The sequence below is a fragment of the Ruegeria arenilitoris genome (assembly GCF_013032445.1).
GTDB lineage: Bacteria > Pseudomonadota > Alphaproteobacteria > Rhodobacterales > Rhodobacteraceae > Ruegeria > Ruegeria arenilitoris_F.
This window is the reverse complement of sequence record NZ_WQCA01000006.1, coordinates 265,574-280,697: the sequence shown is the minus strand read 5'-3', so window position 1 is coordinate 280,697 and position 15,124 is coordinate 265,574. Positions and strand designations below refer to the sequence as shown.

Here is a 15,124-nt window from a genome sequence, read left to right as displayed (position 1 = left end):
CATTCCTCTTGGCAAGGGCGCAATGCCCCAGTATACGCGCGGTTTGACCGGACAGGAGCCTTTGGACAATGGTTGGCAGTGCAAACCTCAACATCATGATCAAAGCCGCGCGCAAGGCGGGGCGTTCTTTGGTCAAGGATTTTCGTGAAGTCGAGAACCTTCAGGTGTCGATGAAAGGCGCGGGCGACTTTGTCTCCAAGGCCGATATCGCTGCCGAGGAAATCCTGAAAGAGGAGTTGCTGGGCGCGCGTCCGACCTATGGCTGGCTGGCCGAAGAAGGCGGCTCGATCGCCGGCGAGGACCCAACCCGCCGCTGGATCGTAGACCCGCTCGACGGCACCACCAACTTCCTGCACGGCCTGCCGCATTGGGCGATCTCGATCGCGCTGGAGCACAAGGGCAAGATTGTCGCTGGTGTGATTTATGACGCCGCCAAGGACGAGATGTTCTTTGCCGAAAAAGGCGAGGGCGCGTGGATGAACGACACCCGTATCCGCGTCTCAGGCCGTCATCGCATGATCGAGTCGATCTTTTCCACTGGACTGCCCTTTGGTGGTCGTTCCGATCTGCCGGCAACGCTGCAGGATCTGGCCCGCCTGATGCCTGCCTGCGCCGGTGTGCGCCGCTGGGGCGCTGCAGCGCTGGACATGGCTTATGTGGCTGCTGGTCGTTACGAAGGGTTCTGGGAACGTCGTTTGAACGCCTGGGATGTGGCCGCCGGGATCATCATCGTGAAAGAGGCTGGTGGCTTCGTACAGGCCCTGAACCCCGAAGGCAGTGTGCTGGAGGATGGTGAGGTGATCTGTTCGAACGAGCCGATCTTTGACCAATTCGCCAAGGTGATCCGAGGTTAATCACCCGACATATCTGTTGAATAAGCGCGCCCCGTCCGAGGCGCACTTTTTCGTTTTAAAGGGGGGCGCGCTGGGCCAGACCCGCCTCATCCGCTAAACGCATGGCGACCGATGCAACGGCAAGGTCTTTCAGACCAACGCCCGTTCCATCGAAGAGGGTGAGTTCTTCGTCTGATATCCGTCCAGGATGGTCGCCGTTGATCACGGCGCCGATGGGGGTGATCTGTTCTGTGGTCAGCGTACGATCTGCAACTGCATGCTGCGCCTCGCCGAGGGAGATGGACTGCGCGACCTCATCGGTGAAGACTGTCGCTTGCGCCACCGATGCGGCATCGACCTCTTGCTTGCCCTTGGTGTCAGTGCTCATGCAGGCCAGATGAGTGCCGGGTTTGATCCAGTCTTTCATCAGCAGCGGCTCAAAGGCCGAGGTGATGGTGATGATCACGTCCGCCTGCGCGCCCATTTCTTCTTGGCTGACCGCATCAAAATCCAAACTGGTCTCATCGGCGACTTCGCCCAGACCGGGCAGCATCTCGGGGCGGGGGTTCCAGGCGACCACCTTTTCAAAGTCGCGCTGCTCGGCGGCAGCGCGCAGTTGGAAAGTGGATTGATGGCCCGCGCCGACCATGCCCAGAATCTTGGCGTCTTTGCGGGCCAGATGGGCGATAGACACCGTCGAGGACGCAGCCGTGCGTACTGCGGTCAGGTAATTGCCACCGACCAGCGCCGACAGCCGTCCGGTATCAGGATCGAAAAGGAAGACGGTGGACTGGTGATTAGTCAGGCCCTTGTCCATGTTGCTGGGCCAGCCCGTCCACTGCGTCTTTGACCTGCGCCACTGCGACGTCGATTTTGGCCTTGCGATCCTCGTACAGATCCATGTTGTGCATCGCGTCCTGATAGGCCTGAATGCCGGATAACTTCAACCCCGGGTCCCGGGTAGTTTGTCCAGATCCACATTGCCGCCGGTGATGATCACGCCGACGCATTTGCCTTTGAACACCTCGGGGTGCTTCAGGATGGTCGCCAGCGGTACCGCGCTGCTGGGCTCCATCACGATGCGCAGGTGTTTCCAGATGGTCTTCATCGCGGCGATGATTTCGTCTTCGCTGGCGGTGTGGATGTCGTTCACGAAGTTCGACACGAAGTGCCAGGTGTTTTCTTTCAGCGGCACTTTCAGACCGTCGGCGAGGGTAACCGGCGCGTCATCGGCGATGATATGACCGGCCTTGAAGCTGCGAAAGGCATCGTCGGCCTGTTCCGGTTCGGCGGCATAGATTTTCACCTCAGGCGCCAGATTCAACAGAGTCAGGCAAGTGCCCGAGATCATGCCGCCGCCGCCGATGGGGGCGACCACCGCGTCAAGACCATCGGTCTGTTCCAACAGCTCTGCCGAGCAGGTCGCCTGCCCCGCAATCACGCGCGGGTCGTTGTAGGGGTGTACGAACTCACCACCCGTGCCGGCCTGAACCTCGGCAAACACCGCCTCGCGCGAGGTGGTCGAGCGCTCGCCTTCGGTGATAATCCCGCCATAGCGCTGCACTGCATCTTTTTTTGCCTGTGGAGCCGTGCGTGGCATCACCACGTTGCAAGGGATGCCCCGGCGACCGGCGGCATAAGACAGGTTGAGCGCGTGGTTGCCCGAGGAATGTGTGCAAACACCGCGTTCAGCGGCCTTATCATTCGGGCCAAAGACCGCGTTGCAGGCTCCGCGCACCTTGAAGGCTCCGGCCTCCTGAAAGTTCTCGCATTTGAAAAACAGCTGCGCGCTGGTGAGGTCATCCGGATAATCGGACCGCAGCACCGAGGCGCGGTTGATATGCGGTTTGATCCGTTCATTTGCCTCGCGTATGTCGGCAAGGGTCAGGCAATCGGTTGTGATCATGTCGTCCAACGTCACGCTCCTCCTTACACTGGGGATTGTATGGGGGTGGCGTGGCCTACGCGGAAATATTCCTGCGCCGTAGCCACGCCGCCGCCCAGCTCGATCGGATAATCCAGATCGGCCATCGCCATTTCGATCGTGGCGAGGCCAGACAGCACCATCACATCCGTCAGGCTGCCCAGATGGCCGATGCAGAAGGCTTTGCCGTTCATCTCACCCAGCCCGATGCCAAAGCTGACGCCATAGGCGTTGAAGGCGTGGTCCGTCACGGCATTACTGTCAAAGCCCTCGGGCACATAGATCGCGCTCACCGTATCCGAGTAGAGATCCGGCGACTGCGCCACCAACTCCAGCCCCCAGGCAGAGGTGGCTTTGCGCACGCCTTCGGCCAGACGGAAGTGGCGGGCGTAAACGTTGTCCAAGCCTTCCTCGAACAGCATCTTCTGGCTTTCGCCCAGGCCGTAGATCAATTGCAGCGGCGGGGTGTAGGGAAAGCCACCGGAAGCGTTGGCGTCCATCGCCTTGCGCACTGCCGCAATGTCCGAGCGCACGCCGGTGACCGTCTCGTTATGGGTGGTCAGAACGGCCTTGATTTCGCGGGCTTTGTTCTCTTCCGGAGCCTCAGCGAACTTATTCGCCGGCGCACCGCTGTCCCACGGACACTATATGATCCGCACGTTCAAGCCGTGGCGCTGACACAGATCGATCCAGCGATGGCTGAACATCCCAAACGCGCCAGCAGAACCGTATCGCCGGGGCTGAGTGTGTTGGTCACCGCGGCCTCCCATCCACCCGTACCACTGGCCGGGAAAGTGATGACCTGACCCGGTGTTGTTCCAAACACCTTTTTGCTGTCCTCAAGAATCGGCGAGAAAGTCTCAACAAAATCCGGCGCGCGGTGGTCCTGTGTCTAAACCTGCACCGCCAGTCGCAGGCGATTCGGGATATTCGTTGGGCCGGGTATGAAACGGGGTTCTGAGTGGACATCACTAAATTACTCCAAGATGGGATTCAGTGTCGGAGAAACTGCCTGCGGGTGCTATTTTCTTGAAAAATATTTTTGTTTTTTCAAGCTAATTGATAAATACATGAATTTACACAATTTTTCGTTCTTCCTTTTTGGAGATCGAAAAAAGGGATTTCGAAAAAATCGCGGAGAGCAGAATGGGAGAGGTCAAAATGGACACTCAGAAGAAACCGCGCGGTCGGCCGAAATCGCTGTTCAAGGAAAGCTCGGCCGGAACAATGCAATCTCTTGATAGGGCGCTGGGCGTTCTGACCGCTTTGGCGCGGAGGGAACGCGCTGCGCTCAGTGATCTGGCGCGCGAAGTGGATGTGCCGACGGCGACCACGCACCGTATTTTGACAACTCTGCAAAAAGCACGGGTTCGCCACCTTCGATGGCGAGCGACAGGAATGGATGATAGGGATCGAGGCTTATCGGACCGGTGCTTCTTTCCTGCGTCGCAACAGTGTTATCGAGATCGGCCGTCCGATCCTGCGACGTCTGATGCAGGATAGCGGTGAGACCGCCAATCTGGCTGTGCCGGACGGGGCCGAGGTGGTTTTCGTCGGTCAAGTCGAAACGCTGAACCCGATCCGGGCATTCTTTCCGCCGAGCGCACGCACGCCGATGTATGCATCCGGCCCCGGACTGACCGCGATGAACCCGGATGCGGCTGGCAAAGCGCTTGGCTCTGTCGAGTCTGAACGGTTTACGGATCACACGCTGATCCCCGGTCCGGACCTGACGGCGGAATTAGAGAAAACCCGCACTCGGGGTGGTCCTATGACCACGAAGACCGGTACGAGGGCATGTCCTGTATCAGCGCCGCCATTTACAACGACCGGGCTGAACCCTGCGCCGGGATATCCGTCTCTGGCCCGTCAGTCCGTTTCAACGCCGATAGGGCACCGGAACTCGGTGCTCTGGTCAAGAATGCTGCGCAGGAGATTACGCATCTCAGCGGCGGGCAGTTACCCCGTTCAGAAGGCTGACACCTATTTGCGTGGGACGCGTGGAATGCGGGATTGCGACAGTTTGTATTTATGCTCGGGGTGGGGCGGGTGGCCATGGGTGCGGCTCCAGAAGGCTGTCCCGCCGCGTTTCAGCCAAAGCGGTATGCACAGGATCAGGCCAATAACAAACCCGCCCGTATGCGCCCAATAGGCAACGCCGCCTTCGTCCGGGTTGCTTGCAAGGCTGCCCATGAACTGAAGGCCCAGCCAGATGCCCAGCATGATGAAGGCTGGAATTGTGAAGACGCGAAAGTAGACGATCAGGATCAACAAAACGTCCACGCGGGCCTTGGGGAACAGCAGAAGGTAGCCCCCCATCACCCCGGCAATTGCGCCGGATGCGCCAATTGTCGGCACCACCGAGTCCGGAGCGGTGATGACGTGGATCAACCCCGCGCCTACGCCGGCGACAAGATAGAACAGCAGGAAAGGGAGGTGGCCCATCTCGTCTTCGAGGTTGTCGCCGAAAATCCAAAGAAACAGCATGTTTCCCGCCAGATGCATCCAGCCGCCGTGCAGGAACATCGAGGTCACAAGCGTTTCCAGCGCAAACCCGTCGGTGATCCGCGCCGGGATGACGGCGTAGTCGAAATAGAACCGGCTGATCAGCCGGCCGTTGTCCATGATCCCCACATAGCTGATGAAAATCAGGATATTGGCCGCCATCAGCAGATAGACGACATAAGGCGTGCGCCCCGAGGGGTTATGGTCGCGGATCGGAAACATGTGGCGACGCTGGGCTTTTCCCGGCCCAGCGTCAAGGTACGGTTACGCCGCACCTCCCAACAGGGCGGCGTTCCCGCCAGCGGCAGTTGTATCGACGCAGACGTGGCGTTCTCCCAGAACGCGCGCGCGATCTGGATGGCCTGGGATCAAAGGCAGGATTGGGCCATTGCGACGGGCGAGGTGGCGTTCGATTTCACGCGCGGTGTCGTCGTCTCCCCACCAGAGCACACCCGAAATTCCTGCCGCGTTTTCCAACCGGTGCAGGTCAACCATTCCGGTTGCCTGAATGGCTGTGCCGCCCAGAGCTCTTACAGCCTCGGCCTGTGCCTTCACGATCTCTGCCCCCGGTCCCATGCACAGCAGCGGTGCGCGGGGGAACTCACTCAACCGGTTCGATTCGCCGGTCGGGCCGGGCAGGGATTGGGTGCGGGTGGCGGCGGGTTGGCCCTGCGGGTCAGGCAGGTCGCCCATGGTATTGTCCCACTCTGCTTCGCTGGTTTGACGGTCCGGTGCGCAAAAACGCGCCATATAGTTCGGCCCGCCTGCTTTCGGTCCGGTGCCTGAGAGACCTTCGCCTCCAAATGGTTGCGAACCGACGATGGCCCCGATCTGGTTGCGGTTGACGTATATGTTGCCCGCGTGGATGGCCTCGGTGATGTGCTGCACGCGGTCGTCGATGCGTGTGTGCAGGCCAAAGGTCAGCCCGTAGCCGGTTGCGTTGATATCAGCGATGACCTGATCAATCTCGGAGGCTTTGAAGCGAGCCACGTGCAGTACGGGGCCAAAGACCTCGCGTTCCAGCGCCGCAATTCCCGGCAGTTCGATCAGGGTGGGGGCGATGAAGGTGCCCGAGGGTGGTGTGCCCAACTCCTTCAAAACCCGCCCTTCGCTGCGGGCCTGCGCGATGTGATCCGCAATGCCCTGCTGGGCGTCCTGATCAATCACGGGGCCGCAATCTGTGGTCAGCTGCCATGGGTCCCCGACATGCAGCGCCTCCATCGCGCCGGTCAGCATGGTCAGCAGATCGTCGGCGATGTCTTCCTGCACGTAGAGGCAGCGCAGGGCTGAACACCGCTGCCCTGCCGACTGAAACGCACTTTCGATGATGGACTGCACGGCCTGTTCAGGCAGAGCAGTGCTGTCCACGATCATCGCGTTCAACCCGCCGGTTTCCGCGATCAGGGGCGTTCCTGGGCGAAGATTGTCAGCCATGGCCGCGCGGATTTTCAGCGCCGTCGCGGTCGAACCGGTGAACGCCACCCCCGACACGCGCGGGTCCGACGTCAGCGCTGCCCCGACAGATGGCCCGCCCGGCAGCAATTGCAACACGTCGCGGGGGACGCCAGCCTCGTGCAGCAGTTGCACGGCCCGGTGCGCAATCAATGGCGTCTGCGGCGCGGGTTTGGCCAGAACGGCGTTCCCCGTGGCCAGTGCGGCGGAAATCTGGCCGGTGAAAATTGCCAGCGGGAAGTTCCACGGGCTGATGCAGGTAAACGTCCCCGCCGGTTCCGCCTGCGGAATGTTGGCCGCATAGTAGCGCAGGAAATCCACCGCCTCGCGCAGTTCGGCCACCGCGTCGGGGACGGATTTGCCTGCCTCGCGGGCAAGAAGGGCGAACAACTCACCGTAATGCGCTTCGTACAGATCAGCGGCGGCGTTAAGGATGAGCGACCGATCCTCGGTAGGGACCTGCCATGGGCTGGCCGAGGCCAGCGCCAGTTCAACATCCTGCGCGCTGGCCGCGGCGACGGCGCCGGGCCGGTCCTGCGGGTTCGCCGGGTTGGTAACGGGCTGGTCTTTTTCGGGCCGTGCATCCACCGACAGCAGCGGCTGCGCGTACCAGTGATGGACCCGGAACTCGTCCCGGGCTGCGTCGATCCGGTCGAGCGTCGGCGTGTGGTGCAGGTCGAACCCCTTCGAATTCGGGCGTTCCGGTTGAAACAGCTCGGGGCCGGTGGGTAGAGGAGATTTCGGTTCCTGAATGGTAATGAAGGGGTCAGCGGCAACCTCTTCCGGCGGCACGGCTTCATCCACGATCTGGTTCACAAAGGACGAGTTCGCGCCGTTCTCCAGCAGCCGCCGCACGAGATAGGCCAGAAGGTCGCGATGTGCGCCGACCGGAGCGTAGATCCGGCAGCGCGTGTTGCTTTGATCCTTGACGATTTGATGCAGGGTCTCACCCATCCCGTGTAGGCGCTGGAACTCGAACGGTTGATCGCCGGCCATATGCAGGATTGCGCTGACAGTATGGGCGTTATGAGTGGCGAATTGCGGATAGATCCGGTCGGTCATGCCCAGCAGTTTGCGGGCATTGGCGACGTATGAGATATCGGTTGCCGCCTTGCGGGTGAACACGGGGAAGCCATCGACGCCCTCGACCTGAGCGCGCTTGATCTCGGTATCCCAATAGGCGCCTTTCACCAGCCGTACCATCAGCTTGCGGTCATGACGTTCGGCCATGTCATAGAGCGTATCCAGTACGACCCCGGCACGCGGGCCGTAAGCCTGAACCACGATCCCGAAACCATCCCATCCGGCCAGAGCGGGCTCGGCCATCACCTCTTCGATTACCTGCAGGGACAGCGACAGGCGGTCGGCTTCCTCTGCGTCGACGTTCAGGCCCATTCCGGCCGCCTTGGCCAGTAGACACAGGGCGCGCAGGCGAGGGGTAAGCTCCTCCATCACGCGCTGTTCCTGTGCGATTTCATAGCGCGGGTGCAACGCCGAAAGCTTTACCGAAATCCCCGGGTTGGCGCGGATGTCGTCACGGGTGCAGGCATCGGCAATAGCGGCAATGGCGCGGGAATAAGACAGGTGATAGCGCGCGGCATCGGCCTCGGTGCGCGCGGCCTCGCCCAGCATGTCGTAGGAATAGGTGTAGCCTTTGGCCTCCATCCCGCTGGCGCGATCCATGGCGGATTGGATGGTTTCGCCCAGAACGAACTGACGTCCCATCTCTTTCATCGCATGGCCTACGGCGGTGCGGATCACCGGCTCACCCAGCCGTTTGATCGCCCCGCGCAGGGCGCTGACCGGGGATGTCTTGCCTTCGTCCAGAACCTTACCCGTCAGCATCAGCGCCCAGGTCGAGGCATTCACCAGCGACGAGGACGACTGACCCAGATGTTTGCCCCAATCTGACGGTGCAATCTTGTCCTCGATCAACGCATCGATCGTTTCGGCGTCCGGGACTCGCAGAAGTGCTTCGGCCAGACACATCAGCGCGACGCCTTCGTCGGTGGATAGGCCATATTCGGCGAGGAAGACCTCCATCATACCGGGTGAGGTGCTGGATCGGATGTCGCGCACCAACTGTGCCGCCGCCGTGCAGATCGCGGCGCGGTCGGGTTCGCTCAGCTTTGCCTGTGCGATCAGGGTTTGCAGAATATCAGACTGATCGGCATAGGTCTGGCCGTCGATATGGGTGCGCAGGCTGTGTGTCATGTATCCTCCGGGCTTTTGTTAAATATAGGATCGATTTTGCGGGATGATTGCCTTAATTTTGGGTCATGAGAGGCGAATGACCTGAAATTAGATGAGGATTCGACGCAAATGACCCGCCCTGATCTGGACCGGTTTGATCGGTCGATCCTGACGATTCTAGCCGAGGACGGGCGTATCTCGGTTGCTGACCTCGCGCGACGCATAGGGCTGTCGAAATCACCAACTCAAGCACGTGTGAAAAGGCTTGAGGCCGAAGGGATCATCACCGGATACCGTGCCCTGCTGGACCCGATCCGCCTTGGCTTGGACCATGTTGCATTTGTCGAAGTGCGCCTGACCGATACGCGTGAGAAAGCGTTGGCAGAGTTCAACGCAGCGGTGCGCAAGGTGGCCGAGATTGAACAAGCCCATATGATTGCGTCGAATTTCGACTATCTTCTGAAAATCCGCACGGGTTCTATGTCGGAATACCGTGCGGTTCTGGCCGAGAAAATCTCATCCCTGCCGCATGTAGCCAATACCTCTACTTTCGTTGCGATGGAGGCCGTGAAGGAAACGGGCGTGTCCGGAGCTATCGAAGGGATGGGTTGACGAACGACCTGGTGGCGTCACCATTGGCGCATGAGACAGATCGTTTTCGCTTCCGCCTTTCTTCTTGCGTCTACTGCCGTTCAGGCTGCGGACTGCCCGGTTGCACCGGATCACAGTGCCGATGTCAGTGGTGTGATCGCGCAAATCCAGCAGGCCGAAAACGAACAGGCTGCCCGTGCTTTGTCCAACCAACTGTGGGAATACTGGACCGACGCACCGGATGAAAGCGCGCAGGCAGTGTTGGACCGGGGTATGACACGTCGCAACGCCTGGGATCTGCTGGGCGCGATTGAGGATTTCGACAAGCTGATTGCCTACTGCCCGTCTTATGCTGAAGGATACAACCAAAGGGCCTTTGCGCATTATTTGCGACAGGATTTTGCGGCTGCCTTGCCCGATCTGGACAGGGCCATTGAGCTTTCACCAAACCACGTAGCGGCGATCAGCGGGCGTGCGCTTACATTGTTGGGACTGCAAAGAATCGACGAAGCGCGGGAGGCTTTGAGCCAGGCCCTGGAACTGAACCCGTGGCTATCTGAGCGTCATCTGCTGGCGCCGGGTGGACCGTTGGCGCCACAGGGGCAGGATATCTGACGAAAACGCCCCCGAGACCGAAAGGCCGGAGGCGTTTCCCTGTGGTTTAACCAACCAGACCGTTATCGGCGCGCTTGATCGTAATCACCGAGGACCGCGGCGTGCCGCCGTCGGGCCAGTTGCTGCCCGGGTGCTGGATGCCGACGAACATGGTGCGCAGGTCAGTGGACCAGGCCAGACCGGTGACTTCACAACCGTTGGGGCCGGTCATGAAACGCGCGATTTCGCCGGTGATCGGGTCACCAACCAACATCTGGTTGTTACCGTGACCTGCGAAATCTTCCTCATTGTCGTCATTGCCGTCGGTCTGGATCCAGATCAGGCCCGTCGAGTCGATGGCCATGCCGTCGGGCGAGTTGAACAGGTTGCCCTCGTTCACATTCGGCGAACCAGCGCGGTCGTCGGAATGCACGGTCGGGTTGCCTGCCATGACGTACAGATCCCAATCGAACGTGTCGGCGGCGTGGTCATCATTTGCAGGACGCCAACGCACGATTTGGCCGTATTTGTTGGCCTCGCGCGGGTTAGCTGCGTTAACCGATGTATCGTCACCACCGGCATTCGGCTTGACGCCCCGGTTCTTGTTGTTGGTCAGGCAGCAATAGGCCTCGACCGCAACCGGGCTGGAGGCGACCCATTCCGGACGGTCCATGGTGGTGCCGCCTGCGGCCGACGCAGCCATACGGGTGAAGATCAGGATCTCAGCCGCGTCCATTCCGGTTGTTTCCGATGTCAGCGGCAACCACGAACCGGTTGCGTCGTCGTTGAACTTGGCCACATAGAGCGTGCCGTCATTCAGCAGGCTCTCGGTTTCGCCACCGGGCTGGTAGGTGCCGTTCGAGACGAACTTGTAAAGATACTCGCCGCGCTCATCGTCACCCATATAGACAACAACACGGCCATCCGCGGCCAGTGTCACCTCGGCGTTCTCGTGCTTGAAGCGGCCCAGACCGGTGTGTTTGACCGGTGTGCTATCCGGCTTGGTCGGGTCGATTTCAACGATCCAGCCCGCGCGGTGCGGTTCATTTGGGTTTTTCGACGTGTCAAAGCGCGGATCGAACAGTTCATAGCCGTTCCAGCTTTCAGCTTTGATACCGTAGCGCTTCATACCATCTGCGACCTTCTGGTCGTAGCTGGCGTTCTCGTCTGACGACCCGAAGTAGCCGTTAAAGTTCTCTTCGCATGTCAGGTAGGTGCCCCAGGGGGTCTTACCTGCGCCACAGTTGTTCATGGTGCCCAGCGAAGCGGTGCCGGTTGGATCAGCCTCGGTCTTCAGCAGGTCATGCCCGGCTGCAGGACCAACGATCTTCATCGGGGAATTGTGGTGGATGCGGCGGTTGAAAGGGCTGTCTTTGACTACAGACCAGCCGTCGGGGCCTTCGGTGATTTCCATCACGGTAACGCCCTGCAGGTTCTGCAGTTTCAGAACGTCGTCGGCACTGGCGGGTACGCCTTCCTGCGCGGCGGGCAGGTTGATCTTGCGATTCGGATATTCGTGGTTGATCGCAATCAGTTCGTGCCCCTGGAACGAGAAGGTCTCCATTCCGTCGGTGTTTTCACCGAAAATGCGATCCGATTTCTCGACCGCGCCGCCATCGGTCAGGTCGTAACCGTCTGCGTCGGAAAACAGCGGGTCACCCCAGCGCATCAGCATTTTCCATTCGTACCCTTCCGGCACGTGCACGGTGCCGTCGGTCTGCGCAGCAATCGGAGTGAATGCAAAACGCGACGCGGTGACGGCGTGTGCGGCCGTCGAACCCATCAGGCCGGCACCCATGGCAGCAGCGCCCGAGCCAAAGGCCAGTACACCGCCCAGAAAACCGCGACGCGAAATGGCGCTTTCAACAACGCGGTCAAAGTCGTTTTCTTTGGGGCGCGGGAAGTGCAGTTCGTCCCAGTCGTCGGCGGACAGTGTGGTGGGGTCGACGTCTTTCATGGATGGCTCCTGGCTGTCTGAAAAAAGTGGATGAAAGGGATTTAGGGCGTCTTTGTGACAGGTTGTTAACAACGCACTTAAGGATGGTGCCTTATCTGCCGGGAAACAGGATTGGGAAAAGGGCTGTTGCCTTCCCCACTCTGGAAATAGTGCGTTTTCTCTTATTAATTCAGAGGTAATCAATTTGGCGTGATGTAGTTGCTCTGCGACATTTAGCGCAAACGCTGACCAGCGGCGTCAAAGCGATAGGCCTTGTCTGCGGCGTATGCAAAACGCAATTCCTGCCCTTCGGAAATCGCGTGCTGGCCGAACAGCCGTGCCGTTACCGCATGGTCGTGTATTTTGGCGATGACGTTGGTGTCACCGCCCAGTTTTTCCACGTGACTTACGCGCGCCGCCAGTGGACCGTCATCGGACAGGTAAAGGTCTTCGGGGCGGATGCCGATGGTGTTTTGACCGCTGCCCAGTAACCCTTCGGGCAGGAAATTCATCGACGGCGATCCCAGAAATCCAGCAACAAACTGGTTGGCGGGATTGTTATACAGCTCCATCGGGGTGCCGGTCTGTTCCACCCGTCCGTCACGCAGCACGACGATCTTGTCGGCCAGTGTCATCGCCTCGGTCTGGTCATGGGTGACGTAGATCATCGAGGCATCCAGTGCTCGGTGCAGGTTAGCGATCTCGATCCGTGTATTCATCCGCAATGCGGCGTCGAGGTTGGAGAGTGGCTCGTCAAACAAGAACAGCTTGGGTTCGCGCACGATGGCGCGCCCAATTGCAACACGCTGACGTTGCCCACCAGACAGTTCGGACGGGTAGCGGTCCAGATAATCCTCAAGGTTCAGCATCCGGCTGGCATTAGCAACACGTTCTTCGATCACCGCCTTGGGTTGCTTTTCCTGCTTCAGCGCCAGTGTCATGTTCCCACGCACGTTCAGGTGCGGGTAGAGCGCGTAGCTCTGAAATACCATCGCGATCCCGCGCTTGGACGGCGGCACCAAATTGACCTGCTGACCGCCGATGTTGATCTCGCCCGAAGATGCATCCTCAAGCCCTGCAATCACCCGCAACAGGGTGGACTTGCCACAGCCCGAGGGGCCGACGAAGACGACAAATTCGCCTTCCTCGACCTCTAGCGTGATGTCTTTCAGAACATGCACATTGCCGAAGGACTTATTTACATTGGTCAGGGTCAGAGCGGTCATGACGCGGGTTTCTCCAACGAAACGGGTTGGCCTGTGCGGATGCTTTCATCCGCGGCCAGACAAATGGCGAGGGACTGGACGGCGTCATTCATATGACGCGTCAGGTCGATGTTCTCTGCGATGGCGCGCAGCATATAGGCCTGCTCGGCATCGCAGAGCTCCTGATGACCGGGCTCATCAGGCATCTCGATGGTGCGGTCTCCGCTTGGCTTATGGACCAGCAGCCCGCCGACCTTGGTGTGTCCGTCGATATCTGCCGACGCGCCCTTGTTGCCATCGGTGATCGAAACCGAGCCGTTGGGCGATACGATATCTTTCACGAAGAAAGCCGTCTCGGACATCATCGGACCCCATCCGGCCTCGTACCAGCCGACCGAGCCGTCCTCGAAGATCACCTGAAACTGGCCGTAGTTATACATGTCTTCAGCGATCTCATCGGACAGGCGCAGCCCCATGCCGTGTACGCGGACAGGCTGTGCATCGGTGATCTGACACATCACATCCACATAGTGCACACCGCAATCGACGATGGGCGACGTTGTCTGCATCAGCGACTTATGCGTTTCCCATTCCGCGCCCGAGGATTGCTGGTTCAGGTTCAGACGGAACACATACGGCCCGCCCAGATCGCGCGCCTCGGCAATCAGACGCATCCATGAGGGGTGGTGGCGCAAGATGTAACCCACGACCAGTTTGCGGGTCAGCTTGGTAGCAGTTTCCACAACCCTACGCGCATCCGCCACGTTGGTGGCCAGCGGTTTTTCGACGAAGACATGCGCACCAGTCTCCATCGCGGCACAGGCGTAGTCGGCATGGCTGTCGGAATAGGTGGCGATCACGGCCAGATCGGGTTTAGTCTCTGACAGCGCAGTCTCGAAATCTGAAAAAGCCGGGTAACCCGCAAGGTCGGGGTGCTCCACGTGACCGGACCGGTTCACCAGCCCCACGATCTGCGCGTCGGGGTGGTGGTGATGGGCCAATGCGTGGCTCAGCCCCATATTGCCAAGGCCTGCAATCAATACACGGGTCATTTGACAGCTCCTGACGTGATGCCACGGATCAGTTGGCGCGAGAAGATGACGTAGAGTACCAGCACCGGCAGAATCGCCATCGACAGGGCCGAGAGAACCGCGTTCCAGTCGGTGACGAATTGTCCGATGAAAACCTGACTGCCCAGCGTGAGTGTCTTGGTTTCTTCAGCCGGCGCAAGGATCAGCGGGAACCATAGGTCGTTCCAGATCGGGATCATGTTGAACACGGCCACGGTCGCCATCGCAGGTCGGACCAGAGGCAGCACCAACCGGAAGAAGATCGTGTATTCTGACAGCCCGTCGATGCGCCCCGCGTTTTTCAGGTCATCACTGACCTGCCGCATGAATTCTGACAGGATAAACACAGCCAAGGGCAACCCCTGCGCCGTGTAGACCAGGATCAGCGCCCAAAGTGTGTTCACCAGCCCGGTCGCGACCATCATCTCAAGGATTGCCACGGTGCCGATGCGGATCGGGATCATGATCCCCAGCGCCAGATACAGACCCATCAGCAGGTTGCCCTTGAACTGGTACTCCGACAGCGCGTAGGCCGCCATCGCGCCGAACAGCAGGATGAAGAACAGTGATGCCACGGTGACGATCATCGAGTTCTGGAAGTAGAGGAAGAAATCCCCCTGCTTCATCACCGTTTCATAACCAATCATCGAGAAACTGTCGGTGTTCGGCAATGCCAGCGGTTCGCGAAAGATGGCGCGGCGGGATTTGAAGCTGTTGATCAGGATCACGAAGACCGGGAACAGAGCGATCAGCGTATAGAGGATAAGTGCTCCATGCATCGCGGCGGTGTTGAGAGGGTTTTGGCGTGCTTTGTTCATCGC

General features: G+C 59.7%; 11 protein-coding genes and 4 pseudogenes. 5 read left to right on the top strand and 10 right to left on the bottom strand.

Translation table 11 applies throughout. The features are described from left to right. Positions 1–68 precede the first annotated feature (68 nt). Positions 69–854: an inositol monophosphatase family protein gene (locus GOW98_RS10910; RefSeq protein WP_170325875.1), complete on the top strand. Its 786-nt coding sequence runs from the start codon at positions 69–71 to the stop codon at positions 852–854. A 55-nt stretch (positions 855–909) separates the two neighbouring features. On the opposite strand, the pseudogene GOW98_RS10905 reads toward GOW98_RS10910, so the two are convergent. The 4 genes and pseudogenes from GOW98_RS10905 to GOW98_RS10895 all read right to left on the bottom strand — a co-directional run. Beyond that, positions 910–1,662: pseudogene (locus GOW98_RS10905) on the bottom strand (ornithine cyclodeaminase family protein); the annotation flags it as partial. Continuing rightward, positions 1,661–1,813: pseudogene (locus tag GOW98_RS25735) on the bottom strand (DSD1 family PLP-dependent enzyme); the annotation flags it as partial. The pseudogenes GOW98_RS25735 and GOW98_RS10905, both read right to left, overlap by 2 nt. Continuing rightward, the gene (locus tag GOW98_RS10900) at positions 1,777–2,739 is read right to left on the bottom strand and encodes a pyridoxal-phosphate dependent enzyme (protein WP_170331984.1); all 963 of its coding nucleotides are present in this window, start codon (positions 2,737–2,739) and stop codon (positions 1,777–1,779) included. The pseudogene GOW98_RS25735 and the gene GOW98_RS10900, both read right to left, overlap by 37 nt. A gap of 23 nt (positions 2,740–2,762) precedes the next feature. Continuing rightward, positions 2,763–3,726, bottom strand: a pseudogene (locus GOW98_RS10895) (pyridoxal-phosphate-dependent aminotransferase family protein). A gap of 177 nt (positions 3,727–3,903) precedes the next feature. On the opposite strand from GOW98_RS10895, the gene GOW98_RS26270 reads away from it, so the two are divergent. Both GOW98_RS26270 and GOW98_RS26470 read left to right on the top strand, forming a co-directional pair. Further along, the gene (locus GOW98_RS26270) at positions 3,904–4,260 is read left to right on the top strand and encodes a helix-turn-helix domain-containing protein (protein WP_367646832.1); all 357 of its coding nucleotides are present in this window, start codon (positions 3,904–3,906) and stop codon (positions 4,258–4,260) included. Further along, positions 4,160–4,737: pseudogene (locus GOW98_RS26470) on the top strand (IclR family transcriptional regulator). Before GOW98_RS26270 ends, GOW98_RS26470 begins: the two are co-directional and overlap by 101 nt. Positions 4,738–4,740: 3 nt before the next feature. Here the strand turns inward: GOW98_RS26470 and GOW98_RS10885 are convergent. Both GOW98_RS10885 and putA read right to left on the bottom strand, forming a co-directional pair. Further along, positions 4,741–5,484 carry a rhomboid family intramembrane serine protease gene (locus GOW98_RS10885; protein WP_170331852.1) on the bottom strand — a complete coding sequence of 248 codons (744 nt, stop codon included), beginning with the start codon at positions 5,482–5,484 and terminating at the stop codon, positions 4,741–4,743. A gap of 42 nt (positions 5,485–5,526) precedes the next feature. Beyond that, positions 5,527–8,928, bottom strand: a complete 3,402-nt coding sequence (gene putA / locus GOW98_RS10880; RefSeq protein ID WP_170331850.1) for a bifunctional proline dehydrogenase/L-glutamate gamma-semialdehyde dehydrogenase PutA — start codon at positions 8,926–8,928, stop codon at positions 5,527–5,529. A gap of 108 nt (positions 8,929–9,036) precedes the next feature. Between putA and GOW98_RS10875 the strand changes: the two genes are divergently transcribed. Then, positions 9,037–9,519, top strand: coding sequence for an Lrp/AsnC family transcriptional regulator (locus GOW98_RS10875; RefSeq protein WP_170331849.1), 483 nt, complete (start codon positions 9,037–9,039; stop codon positions 9,517–9,519). 30 nt (positions 9,520–9,549) lie between these two features. Beyond that, entirely contained in the window at positions 9,550–10,113 is a 564-nt protein-coding gene (locus GOW98_RS10870; RefSeq protein WP_170331847.1) for a tetratricopeptide repeat protein, read from the top strand. A gap of 46 nt (positions 10,114–10,159) precedes the next feature. Here GOW98_RS10870 and GOW98_RS10865 read toward each other — a convergent pair whose 3' ends face one another. From GOW98_RS10865 to GOW98_RS10850, 4 genes are all read right to left on the bottom strand, one after another. After that, the gene (locus GOW98_RS10865) at positions 10,160–12,049 is read right to left on the bottom strand and encodes a PhoX family protein (protein ID WP_170331844.1); all 1,890 of its coding nucleotides are present in this window, start codon (positions 12,047–12,049) and stop codon (positions 10,160–10,162) included. Positions 12,050–12,261: 212 nt separating this feature from the next. Next, complete coding sequence (locus GOW98_RS10860; protein WP_170331842.1) at positions 12,262–13,254, bottom strand: ABC transporter ATP-binding protein; 993 nt, start codon at positions 13,252–13,254, stop codon at positions 12,262–12,264. Beyond that, positions 13,251–14,285 (bottom strand): Gfo/Idh/MocA family protein, encoded by a 1,035-nt coding sequence (locus GOW98_RS10855; protein WP_170331840.1) that lies wholly within the window; start codon positions 14,283–14,285, stop codon positions 13,251–13,253. The genes GOW98_RS10860 and GOW98_RS10855 overlap by 4 nt, the downstream gene beginning before the upstream one ends. Continuing rightward, positions 14,282–15,121 (bottom strand): carbohydrate ABC transporter permease, encoded by an 840-nt coding sequence (locus GOW98_RS10850; protein WP_170331838.1) that lies wholly within the window; start codon positions 15,119–15,121, stop codon positions 14,282–14,284. The genes GOW98_RS10855 and GOW98_RS10850 overlap by 4 nt, the downstream gene beginning before the upstream one ends. Between the last annotated feature and the right edge of the window lie 3 nt (positions 15,122–15,124).

Excerpts from the sequence above, each read along its gene's own strand:
- GOW98_RS10865 (WP_170331844.1), bottom strand. The coding sequence starts at position 12,049 with ATGAAAGACGTCGACCCCACCACACTGTCCGCCGACGACTGGGACGAA.
- GOW98_RS10860 (WP_170331842.1), bottom strand. The coding sequence starts at position 13,254 with ATGACCGCTCTGACCCTGACCAATGTAAATAAGTCCTTCGGCAATGTG.
- putA (WP_170331850.1), bottom strand. The coding sequence starts at position 8,928 with ATGACACACAGCCTGCGCACCCATATCGACGGCCAGACCTATGCCGAT.
- GOW98_RS10910 (WP_170325875.1), top strand. The coding sequence starts at position 69 with ATGGTTGGCAGTGCAAACCTCAACATCATGATCAAAGCCGCGCGCAAG.
- GOW98_RS26270 (WP_367646832.1), top strand. The coding sequence starts at position 3,904 with ATGGGAGAGGTCAAAATGGACACTCAGAAGAAACCGCGCGGTCGGCCG.
- GOW98_RS10850 (WP_170331838.1), bottom strand. The coding sequence starts at position 15,121 with ATGAACAAAGCACGCCAAAACCCTCTCAACACCGCCGCGATGCATGGA.
- GOW98_RS10875 (WP_170331849.1), top strand. The coding sequence starts at position 9,037 with ATGACCCGCCCTGATCTGGACCGGTTTGATCGGTCGATCCTGACGATT.
- GOW98_RS10885 (WP_170331852.1), bottom strand. The coding sequence starts at position 5,484 with ATGTTTCCGATCCGCGACCATAACCCCTCGGGGCGCACGCCTTATGTC.
- GOW98_RS10855 (WP_170331840.1), bottom strand. The coding sequence starts at position 14,285 with ATGACCCGTGTATTGATTGCAGGCCTTGGCAATATGGGGCTGAGCCAC.
- GOW98_RS10900 (WP_170331984.1), bottom strand. The coding sequence starts at position 2,739 with ATGATCACAACCGATTGCCTGACCCTTGCCGACATACGCGAGGCAAAT.
- GOW98_RS10870 (WP_170331847.1), top strand. The coding sequence starts at position 9,550 with ATGAGACAGATCGTTTTCGCTTCCGCCTTTCTTCTTGCGTCTACTGCC.